Source organism: Kitasatospora sp. LaBMicrA B282, assembly GCF_050325825.1.
Classification (GTDB): domain Bacteria; phylum Actinomycetota; class Actinomycetes; order Streptomycetales; family Streptomycetaceae; genus Kitasatospora.
The window spans coordinates 17188-26344 of record NZ_JBNQTI010000050.1; the positions used below are offsets into that span (position 1 = coordinate 17188).

At 74.6% G+C, this 9157-nt stretch carries 7 protein-coding genes; 2 read left to right on the forward strand and 5 right to left on the reverse strand.

Annotated elements, in window-relative coordinates; all coding sequences use genetic code 11:
- From ACQRUO_RS16440 to ACQRUO_RS16455, 4 genes are all read right to left on the reverse strand, one after another.
- Window positions 1-856, reverse strand: an 856-nt coding sequence (locus ACQRUO_RS16440) for an NAD(P)-dependent oxidoreductase (protein WP_428316660.1), incomplete at its 3' end; no start/stop codon positions are given.
- Between the two features lie 119 nt (window positions 857-975).
- Window positions 976-3177 (reverse strand): hypothetical protein, encoded by a 2202-nt coding sequence (locus ACQRUO_RS16445; RefSeq protein WP_428316661.1) that lies wholly within the window; start codon window positions 3175-3177, stop codon window positions 976-978.
- A gap of 515 nt (window positions 3178-3692) precedes the next feature.
- Entirely contained in the window at window positions 3693-4115 is a 423-nt protein-coding gene (locus tag ACQRUO_RS16450) for a RidA family protein (RefSeq protein WP_428316662.1), read from the reverse strand.
- Between the two features lie 35 nt (window positions 4116-4150).
- Window positions 4151-4270: a hypothetical protein gene (locus ACQRUO_RS16455; protein WP_428316687.1), complete on the reverse strand. Its 120-nt coding sequence runs from the start codon at window positions 4268-4270 to the stop codon at window positions 4151-4153.
- A gap of 91 nt (window positions 4271-4361) precedes the next feature.
- Here ACQRUO_RS16455 and ACQRUO_RS16460 point away from each other — a divergent pair, with 91 nt between their 5' ends.
- On the forward strand, window positions 4362-5738 hold the full coding sequence (locus ACQRUO_RS16460) for an FAD-binding oxidoreductase (RefSeq protein WP_428316663.1): 1377 nt from the start codon (window positions 4362-4364) through the stop codon (window positions 5736-5738).
- Between the two features lie 60 nt (window positions 5739-5798).
- On the opposite strand, the gene ACQRUO_RS16465 is transcribed toward ACQRUO_RS16460, so the two are convergent.
- Window positions 5799-7553, reverse strand: a complete 1755-nt coding sequence (locus ACQRUO_RS16465) for a carbohydrate binding domain-containing protein (protein WP_428316664.1) — start codon at window positions 7551-7553, stop codon at window positions 5799-5801.
- Window positions 7554-8237: 684 nt separating this feature from the next.
- Between ACQRUO_RS16465 and ACQRUO_RS16470 the strand changes: the two genes are divergently transcribed.
- Complete coding sequence (locus ACQRUO_RS16470) at window positions 8238-9017, forward strand: transglycosylase SLT domain-containing protein (RefSeq protein WP_428316665.1); 780 nt, start codon at window positions 8238-8240, stop codon at window positions 9015-9017.
- Window positions 9018-9157 lie beyond the last annotated feature (140 nt).

Sequence of the window (9157 nt, forward strand, 5' to 3'; positions counted from 1 at the left end):
CCCGGCGGCGCGCGGTCTCACCGAGCGCCGCCAGGTCGAGGCCGCCGTCGCCGTGCGCGATGGCCTCCAGCAGGGCCTCGCGCAGCACGCCGGCGGTCGGCATCGGCACGTGCGCCGCCTTGCCCGCGTCCTGGGCCAGGCCGACGTCCTTGAGGCCGAGCGCCAGCCGGAAGGCGGGGTCGTAGCGGCGGGCGGCGATCATGCCGCCGTAGCCGGCGTAGACCGGGCCGGGGAAGACGGTGCCGGTCAGCACCTCCAGCAGGTCGGCGGCGGCCAGCCCGTTGCCCTCGGCCAGCGCGGTCGCCTCGGCGAGCGCCTCGACCGCCGAGACGATCAGGAAGTTGGTGCTGATCTTCGCCACGTTGGCCAGCTCGGGCCGCTCGCCCAGCCGGTAGGTCTGCCGGCCCATCGCGGCGAACAGCGGGGCCACCCGGTCCAGCAGGGCGCTCTCGCCGGCCGCCAGGATGTTCAGGTTCCCGGCCGCCGCCACGTCGGTGCGGCCCAGCACCGGCGCGGCGACGTAGCCGATCCCGTGCCGCTGGTGCAGCTCGGCCGCCCGGCGGGCCAGGTCCGGCGAGACGGTGGCCATGTTGACGTGCACGCCGATCGGGGCGGCGGCCAGCAGCGCCTCGTCCAGCAGCAGCGACTCCACCGCCGCGTCGTCCGCGAGCATCGACACCAGCACCTCGCCGGCCAGCGCCTGCGCCGGGGTCGAGGCCGCCTCGGCGCCCAGCTCCACCAGCGCCGCCACCGGCTCGGGGGAGCGGTTCCAGACCCGGACCTGGTGGCCCGCCTTGACGAGTTGCGCAGCCATCTCGCGCCCCATGGCGCCCAGGCCGATGAATCCGACGTGCACGGGTGTGACTCCTTGCTTCCGGCGGGTAGCTGTTTCGCATCCTAACCGGCGGCGGTGCGACCCGCGGCGCCCCGTCCGCGGACCGGACGGGGCGCTGTGAGCGGGGAGGTGAGGCGGGGTCAGCTCTGCCGGTCGGCCCGGATCCGGGTGGTGTCACCCGGCCCGAACGGCATCGGCACCCGCACGCCCGCCGGCAGGTACGGCCGGGTGACCGGGGCCGCGGCGGGCGTGCTGTGGGCCACCGGCGGCTTGGCCGGGGCGGTGGGCACCTGCAGGGTCACCGCCGTCTGGCCGGTGGCGGGGGCCAGCCAGCCGGAGAGCTCACCGGCGTACGCGGTCCCGGCCACGGTGTTCGCGGTGCCGGTCTGCTGCACCTGGACGGTGCCGGTCGGCGAGGTCACCGGCACGGTCACCCCGGCGGGCGCCGAGACGGTGACGATGGACCCGATCTGGTAGGCGGTCACGCTCCCGGCGGCCACGGCGGCGTTCCAGGCGGAGCGCTGCCGCTGCTGGGCGGCGATGTCCTTCAGGCGCAGGTTGACCAGCGGGGTGTTGGCGTTGAGCAGGCCCTGGTAGGTGCTGAGGATCTGGTTCAGCACGGGGTAGGCGATCCGGTCCTCGGTGAAGTTGCTCTGCGCGTACACCAGCGGCGCCGGGTCGTTGCCGAGCACGTGGGAGAGCGCGATCCGGGCCTCGCTCGGCACGATGGTGGCGGCGAAACCGGTGGTGGTGTTCAGCGGCGCGGCCAGGCAGGCCGAGGTGGTCGAGCTGCTGCAGGCGCCGCTGCCGCCCTGGGCGGTGGAGGTGTAGAGCCAGTTGTACTCGTCGGCCTCCTCGGCGGCGGTGGCGGCGTTGTGGAAGACGTCGCCGCCGTGCCCGGGCACCGTGGTGGCCGGACCGACCTGGCGGGAGGCCGGCTCCAGCGAGCCGTTGGAGGCCAGCGCGGTCACGCCGGCGGCGGTCAGGGCCGGGGCCAGCGACGGGTTGTCGGCGCTCTGCTGCGGCCGCAGCGCGAGGCCGGAGTTCTGCGCGGTGACCAGCTCGCTCGGGTCCAGTGCCAGGCCCTTGCCCTGGGCCCAGGTCAGGTTGGACTGGATCGCCGCGGTGATCGCGGCCTGGCTGGTCCACTGGACCGCGCCGGTGCTGTCGGTGGCGCAGCTCCACGGCACCACCGCGGTGTTCTGCACGCAGCCGAGGTACGGGTGGCCGTAGGTGCCGTCGACGAACCGGAACGCGGACGCGTCGGTCACCAACTGGGCCTGGGTGGCGTCGGTGCCGGCGCCCGGGCCGGCCGCCTGGGCGGTGCTGCCGCCGCCGTCGACCACCAGGTCCAGGGCGAGGCCGTTGGTGGCCGCCCACTGCTTGGCGAAGTCCACGTCGGCCGCGGTCAGCCGGATCGGCACCGCGTCCGGACTGCCCGCCGCCACCGCGCAGTTGGCGTCACCGGCGGTGCACTTGAGGGTGGTGCTCCAGCGGTTGTCGGTGTTCAGCACGTTGTCCACCTGGACCGCCAGGTAGTCGCGGTCGAAACCGAGGTGCACGCCCTGGGTCAGCCAGTCGACCATGCCGCGGGCCAGCAGCCGCCACTGCTGCTGGTACTGGTTGTAGGCGAAGGTGGTCACCAACTCGTCGATGCCGTCGTGCTGGTAGTCGCCGACCAGGCTGCCGCGGGCGGTGCTGTTGGGGATCGGCATGTCCACCAGCGGGGTGAACGTGTGCCCCGCGAGCTGGGTGGCCAGCGGGGTGGCCAGGTAGCCGTAGCTCTCCGAGACGGCCGGGTTGATCTGCTCGAACGGGACCGGGCCCTTGAGGTAGCCGAAGGCACCGGCCGCGCCGGCGGCGGTGGTGGCGGCGTTCATCCCGTCCAGCGAGCCGAGGTAGCCGGGGTTCTGCGGCCAGTTGAGGCCGACCGCGGGCTGCGGGTAGGTGTAGGCGTCGACCTGGCGGACGTGGTAGGCCTGCTCGTAGGAGAGCAGCGCGGCCGACTCGGCGGTGCCGCTGCCGAGCGCGCCGGCGCTGGGCAGCACCACGCCCTGGTACCTGGCCTCGGTGGAGCCGTCCGGGAGGGTCGCGGTGAGGAAGGCCGCGTTGATCGTGGGGCGGCCCGCGGCGGCGAGCTGGACGTCGGTGTACGGGACGCCTTCGCCGGTCAGCTCGGCGGTGATCGCGCCCACGGCGGGGCCGCCGTCGTCGAGCACCAGGACGCGCAGGTCGGTGCGGTAGGCGGACGCGGTGCCGGTGGCGTGCGCGGCCAGTGGCGCCCCGAGGGCGAGCAGCGAGCCCGCGGCCAGCGCGGCGGCCCAGCGTTTCCGGTAACCCATGCGTTCCTCCAGGTCGTGGGGTACCCCGCGGGGCGGGGTACCGAGGAGCGATGCGCCGCGGGCAGGGTCGTCCCGGCCTGCGGTGGTTCGGGTTGCTGCGGTGCGAAGTGGTCCCCGGCGGGGTGCCCCCGGGCCGGGCCGTGCGCGCGGATCCTCCCGCGGCGGCCCCGCACACCCCCGTCGCGCCCGCGGTGCGGCGGGCCGTGGCCCGGCCGCCGATCTTGCCGCGGCGTCGACGGCAGGAACGCTAACGCAGGGTCAGCTGGGTGTGCCAGAGGGTGAGTCCGCCGTCGACCGGGGGTGGTTGTCCGAATTTCGGTACAACCGGGCCGCGACGGGTGCCTGCCGCGGCGGCGGAGCGGCCGGGCCCGGTGGCGATCGGACTAGGCCATGGGCATGTACCGGTCATTCGAGGGGAAGCGCGGGGCCCCGCGGGGCGGGCCCGGGTAATGGCGCGAACTCACCCGTGGCCCGGCCCTGTGGGGCCCGAGGGCGGTGCGGTCCCGGTGCGGACCTCAGTCGGCGGTCGCGGGCACCACGGCGAGCGCGTCGACCTCGACCAGGAACTCGGGACGGATCAGCGCGGCCACCACGAAGGCCGAACTGGCCGGCGGCCGGGCCGTGTCGATCACGGCGTCCCGGGCGGCGCGCAGCGCGGGCAACTGGGCGACGTCGGTGGCGAAGAAGGTCAACTTGATCACGTCGGCGAAGGTCGCGCCGGCCTCGGCGAGGCAGCGGCGGACGTTCTCGAAGACCTGGCGCGCCTGGGCCTCCGGGTCGCCCGGGCCGACCAGGGCGCCGTGCTCGTCGAGTGCCACCTGCCCGGAGACGGCGACGGTGCGCCCGGTGCCCCAGGCGACCTGGCTGTAGCCGGCGCCGGGCGCCAGGCCGGCGGGGGCGATCACGCGGGCGGTGCGGGGGAGTGCGGTGTCGGACAACGGAACGCTGCCTTCCTGGAGGCGGTCGGGGTGCGTCAGACAGTCTTGAGGCGCTGGAAGGCGGTGGGGAAGGGCCGGTTCGGCAGGAAGTCCCTGATCCGCTTCGCGCACTCGGCCGGCGAGGCGGCGCCGGTGTCGACCTCGATGTCGTAGATCCCGTGCGAAGATGATCATTCCGCTCATGGTGGCCCACGGTAGGCGAATGATCCCCCGCCGGACCACCCCCGGCACGTTACCGTGGTCCCCATGACCCTCCCTGCCGCACTCGCCGAGCTGCGCCGGGTGCTCGGCGACCCGGGGGTGCTGGCTCCCGACGATCCCGCGGCCGCGTTCGTCCGGGACGAGCGCGGCCTGTTCCCCGCCCACCCCGCCGCGGTGCTGCGCCCGCGCAGCACCGAGCAGGTCGCGGCCGCGGTGGCGGTGTGCGCTCGGCACCGGGTTCCGGTGGTGCCCTTCGCGGGCGGGACCGGGCTGGTGGGCGGGGCGCTGCCGCTCGGCGAGGGCACCCAGGTGGTGCTCAGCGTGCGCGGGCTGGACCGGATCCGCAGCGTCGACCCCGCCGACTTCGCACTCACCGCCGAGGCGGGCTGCACCGTCACCGAGGTGCAGCAGGCGGCCGAGCGGGCCGGGCTGCTCTTCCCGCTCCGGCTGGCCTCCGAGGGCAGCTGCCGGATCGGCGGCGCGGTCGCCACCAACGCCGGCGGCAGCAACGTGCTGCGCTACGGCATGACCCGCGACCTGGTGCTCGGCCTGGAGGCGGTGCTGCCGGACGGGCGGATCTGGCACGGGCTGCGCACCCTGTACAAGGACAACACCGGCTACGACCTCAAACAGCTGCTGATCGGCTCGGAGGGCACCCTCGGCATCGTCACGGCCGCCACGCTGCGCCTCTTCCCCCGCCCCCGGCACCAGGCGGTGGCCCTGCTCGCGCTGCCCGGCCTGGCCCCGCTGCCCGCGCTGCTCGCGCTCGCCCGGGAGCTGCTGGAGGACCGCCTCACCGCGCTGGAGCTGTTCGGCCGCACCGGGCTGGACCTGGTGCTCGCGCACACCGCCGGCCACCGCGACCCGTTCGACCGCCCGCACCCGCGCTACCTGCTGGTGGAGGCCACCGCCACCCGGGACGGCGCCGGACTGACCGCGCAGCTGGAGGCCTTCCTGGCCCGCGCCGTCGAGCAGCGCCTGGCGGTGGACGCGGTGCCGGCCCTCGACGCGGCCCAGGCCCGGGCGCTCTGGGCGCTGCGCGAGGCACTGCCGGAGGCGGAGAAGCGCGCGGGCGGCGCGGTCAAGCACGACGTCAGCGTGCCGCTCGGCGCGATCGCCCGGTTCGTCGAGACCGCCGAGCAGGCGGTGGCGCAGGCCTGCCCGGGGGCGCTGGTGAACGCCTTCGGGCACGTCGGGGACGGCAATGTGCACCTCAACGTACTGGCGGGGGAGGGGAGTTCGCCGGTGATCGAGCAGCTGGTGGCGGACTTCGCCGGGAGCGTCAGCGCCGAGCACGGCATCGGCGTGCTGAAGCGCGCGGCGCTGGCCGCCACCCGGTCGCCGCTGGAACTGGAGCTGCAGCGGGCGGTGAAGGCGGCGCTGGACCCGCACGGCCTGATGAACCCGGGCAAGGTGCTCTGACCGCACCCCGCCCGGGTCCGGACCGCACCCCGCCCGGGTCCGGACGCCTGCCGTCAGGCGTCAGTTGATCGCGAGATCGTCCGCGTAGACGTTGCCCTGGGCGTACCAACCGTGCACGTACACCGTCGCCTTGCCGGTCGAGTCGGTGGTGAACGGCACGCTCAGCTGGGTCCAGGCACTGGCCGAGGTCCAGCTGGAGCCGGTGGCGCCGCCGCTGACGCCGAGGTAGGCGTAGTTGCCCTGCACCCACCCGGTCAGCGTGTACGCGTGGTCGGGCAGCAGGGTGACGCTCTGGTCGCACTCACCGGTGGTGCTGTCGGACGGCGTCACCTGCAGCGCGTGGCTGCCGGAGTGCACCGGCGTGCCGACCACGGCGCTGCCGGCCTGGCAGGTCCACGGGCTCAGGCTGCCGCTCTCGAAGCCGCCGTTGACCAGCCCGGTCGACCCCGAGCCGGTGACCGTGAGGGTGTAGCTCGCGGTGTGGCTGCCGGAGGCGGCGGTGCCGGTGATGGTGAGGGGGTAGCTGCCGGGGGCGACGGCGCTGGTGGTGGCCAGGGTGAGGGTGGCGCTGCCGCCGGCGGTGACGGTGGCGGGGCTGAGGCTCGCGCTCACGCCGGCCGGGGCGCCGGAGACCGACAGGGCCACGCTCTGCGCGCTGCCCGAGGTGACCGCGGTGCTCACCGTGCTGCTGGTCGAGCCGCCCGGCTGCACCGAGCCGCCGCCGGGCGTGTCGCCCAGCGAGAAGTCGTTGCCGGTCTGGCCGCCGCCGCCCGAGGTGAAGGGCTCCATGGCGTGGCTGAAGTCCCAGGTGTTCTGGGCGATCCCGGAGCAGTTGTCGTTGCCGGCGGTGCCCACCGCGCAGCTGCCGTTGTCGCGCTCCAGCGCCCAGAACGAGAGCGTGTCGACGCCCTTGCCACTCGCCCAGCTCTGCACGGTGGCCGCGTCCTGGACGGTGGTGGTCTCCCCGGTGCCGAAGTCGTCGACGCCAGGCATCAGGGTGATGCCGATCGAGGACCAGAGCTGGGCCGGCGTCTCGCTCGGGTAGAGGCCGGCCAGCTGGTTGTAGAGGCCGGTGGCGGCGTGCTCGGCGTCGGTGCCCATCTCGTGGCTGGCGCCGTCGTAGTAGTCGAAGGCCATGATGTTGACCACGTCGACCCGGGTGCCGTTGCTCACCGCGTTCTGCAGCACGGCGAGTCCCGAGTCGGCCAGCCCGCTGGTGGTGGTCGGCAGGGTGTAGGAGAACTGCACGCTGCGCCCGTTGGTCGCGGCCCACTGCTCGACCTGCTTGACCGCCTTGTTGCGGCGGTCGATGCCGGCGGTGTCGGTCAGCGAGTTGTCCTCGGTGTCGAGGTCGATCCGGCTGACGTTGTACGTGGTGATGACCTTCTCGTACTGCGCCGCGATCTGGTTGACGTCGGTGCAGCTGTCGGCGATCTCGGTGCCGCCGTTGTCGGCGGAGTAGCCGCCGAAGGACGGGACGACGTCGCCGCCGTTCGCCTGGATCGAGGCGATCGCGCTGCCGAAGGTCGAGGCGGCCACCGGGCTGCTGCTCTGCCCGTTCCAGTAGGCGGTGCAGGAGCCCTTGGTGTCGGCCTGGAGGAAGGCCATCGACAGGTACTTGTTGCCCGACTGGCTCGCCAGGGTGGCCGGGTTGTCGGAGCTGTAGGCCTCGAAGTAGGGCGCGAAGACGTGCGCGGGCAGCGGGGTCGGCGCGGCCGCGTGCGCGGCGGTGCCCGCGCCGACCAGCAGGCCGGCCGAGGCGGCCAGCGTGGCGCCGGCGGTCAGCACGGCCTGGACGGATCTGTGAAGTCGCATCTGTGCTCCAGCAGACGTGGACGGATCAGGGGAGGAGGTGCCGAAAATCCGGGAAAAATGGACGTGCGCATGCCAACGACCGGCGCGAGGCGACGCGTCGTCGGTCGAGGTGGTGCGGATGAGTCGGGGGCGGTGGGCGAATCAGGGCAGGGCGAGTCCCCGCCGGCCGGTGGTCACACCCCCACAGTGCATCCCGGTCGGATGGACAGGACTCATCGTTGGACTAGACCACTTATCTGTCAAGAGTCCTAACAGTCGAGCGCCGGGCGTCGCGGTCCGATCACCCGGCGTCACCGAACTGGTGACGGTGACCACAGACGGATCGGGACTACGCGGCGGCCCGTTGCCACCCGACCGCGGAAACCCGGCCCCGGGCGGCCGTAGTCGCGCGGTCACTACGATCGACCGTCGTAGCGGCGCGTTTTGGTCCGCCGTGACGGACCGGGTTAAACCTGGACGAGTCGCCAAGCGCGCCGCCCGCACCGGGCGCTGTTCCGGTGCCGCCGGGACCCGGCCCACCGCCGGCCCCGGACTTCTGCACGGCGGCGCGCCTTCCGTACGGCACCGACCGGACTCCCCGGGGTGCCCACGGTCACCCGAGCACGCCTTCGCCGGCCTGCGGCCCGCTGCCGCGCCGCCGTCGTGCGCCCGGAGGACCGGCAACCCGAACGAGGTAGACCCAGTATGCGCAGCGCCCTGATGACCACCGTCCGACGACGATCCTCCGTGGTCCTCGCCTCGGCCGGCCTGGCCACCACGGTCGTCGCCTCCGCCGTGGCCTTCGCGCTCCCCTCCGACGCGGCCACCGTCGCGGCCCCGGCGGCCAAGCCCGCCGTCACCCTCACCGCCGCCGAGGCCGGCCACGGCGAGGACCTGAAGCTCACCACGACCAGTGCCCCGGCCGCCGCCGCCCGGATCGCGGCCGCCGACTACCTGAAGCCGAACGCCCCGCAGGGCGAGGCCGGTCACGTCGCCGACTTCGCGCCGTTCACCACCCCCGCGCAGCCGCCGGCCGCCGCCCAGCAGGAGCAGCCGCCGACCGAGCAGCCGGCCGAGCCGCAGCCCGCGCAGCAGCCGACCGAGCAGCCGCAGCAGGCCCCCGCCCCGCAGCAGGCCCCGGCGCCCGCCCCCGCGGCGCAGCAGGCGCCGGCCGCCCCGGTGGCCACCGACCTGAGCCCGTCCGGCATCCGCGCGCTGGCCCAGAGCATGGTGCCCGCCGGCCAGTGGGCCGCCTTCGCCAACATCGTCAACCACGAGAGCAGCTGGAACTTCCGGGCCACCAACCCGTCCTCCGGCTCCTACGGCCTGGGCCAGGCGCTGCCGGCCTCGAAGATGGCCTCGGCGGGCGCGGACTGGCGCACCAACCCGGTGACCCAGATCAAGTGGACGCTGAACTACATGAACGAGCGCTACGGCAGCCCGAACGCCGCCTGGGCGTTCTGGCAGACCCACCACTGGTACTGAGCAACCGGCACGCACGGCGGGGGGGGGGGGGGGGGGGGGGGGGGGGGGGGGGGGGGGGGGGGGGGGGGGGGGGGGGGGGGGGGGGGGGGGGGGGGGGGGGGGGGGGGGGGGAGGGGGGGGGGGGGGGGGGTGGGGGGCGT